At 46.7% G+C, this 1,356-nt stretch carries 1 protein-coding gene; it reads left to right on the forward strand.

The genetic code is table 11. The features are described from left to right. Positions 1–33: 33 nt before the first annotated feature. The coding region (locus R7O12_RS25015) for a tRNA(Met) cytidine acetyltransferase TmcA domain-containing protein (RefSeq protein WP_411913095.1) at positions 34–1,356 on the forward strand (1,323 nt) is incomplete at its 3' end.

A 1,356-nucleotide genomic window follows, 5' to 3' on the forward strand; every position in this document is an offset into this window, starting at 1 on the left:
AACATGGCGGCAGTTCAACATCGGATAGACCCCATGCACGCACAATCTGAATTTCTATCTTCACTTCAACGCCAATCTCAACATGCTTTTCAACGCTCAGGCGTTGTTTTGCAAGGAGAGGCCGATTGGCAAGAGTCCATTCTCTCTGCATTTCTTCAAACTCAAACCACACAACGTTGGTTCTGTGTTGGGGATTGGTCATTCGAGAATGCCTTTTGTGTTGGAATGAAGCAGGGAAATCGACTACTCGGAAGAGAATGTGATGTGCTGCTGTTTGACGCGCGAAAAGAGTTCGATGCTAATAGCTTTACGGCGGCAATTGGCTCTCTCGTTGGCGGTGGAATGCTACTTGTTGTGACAAATACTGCTCAACCACAACACTTCGCTGAGCAATGGATGCAGACCCAATGGCAAAAGCTGATAGTGCTTGAGCAGGGGAAAGTCATTCCTCAGGTTTCTGAGCTTGCTATTGCGCAGAGAAATACAGAATACATAGAGCAGACTCACGCTGTTTCATTAATCGAGAAAGTGGTGAATGGGCATCGCAAGCGTCCTTTAGTGCTCACGGCTGATCGCGGTAGAGGTAAAAGCAGCGCATTAGGCATTGCTTGTGCTCAGTTGTTGCAGCACAAGCCGCTGCGTATATTACTTACCGCGCCTTCTATTAACGCTGTTGAGCCTGTCTATCAGCACGCGCAGCGTTTACTTACGGATGCTAAACAGATGAAGAAAGACCGTTTGGAAGTTGGATATGGGTATATTCAGTTTATTGCGCCTGACGAATTGTTGTCTTCGCTGCCTGAGTGTGATTTGTTGCTAGTTGATGAAGCGGCTGCGATTCCCGTCCCGATGCTCAAACAAATCACCGAGCATTATCATCGTTTGGTCTTTTCTAGCACGATTCATGGCTATGAAGGCTGCGGACGTGGCTTCACGTTGAAGTTCATTGAATGGTTGCAACAACAACGACCTGGCATGAAGACGTATCACATGCAGCAGCCAATTCGTTGGAGCGTAGATGATAAGTTAGAAACGTGGTTGTATGACGCTTTTATCTTGAACGCGGAATTATCGCCGCAATCCATTGAAGGCATGGCGAACGTATCGTTGAACAAAGTGGACAAGCAAGCACTGGTTCACCAACCCAACTTACTACGCGAATGCTTTGCTTTACTGGTTAATGCTCATTATCAAACCTCACCGAATGATTTGCTCCATTTACTGCGAGATGACAACAGCTCCGTTTATCTCGCGATGGATAAACAAAATATCATCGGAGTCATTCTCACGGTTGAGGAGGGCGGTCTTGATGACGAGTTAATTGAAGCCGTTCAACTTGGTCAACGTCGTCCTAAA

Source organism: Vibrio sp. Vb1574, from assembly GCF_033338675.1.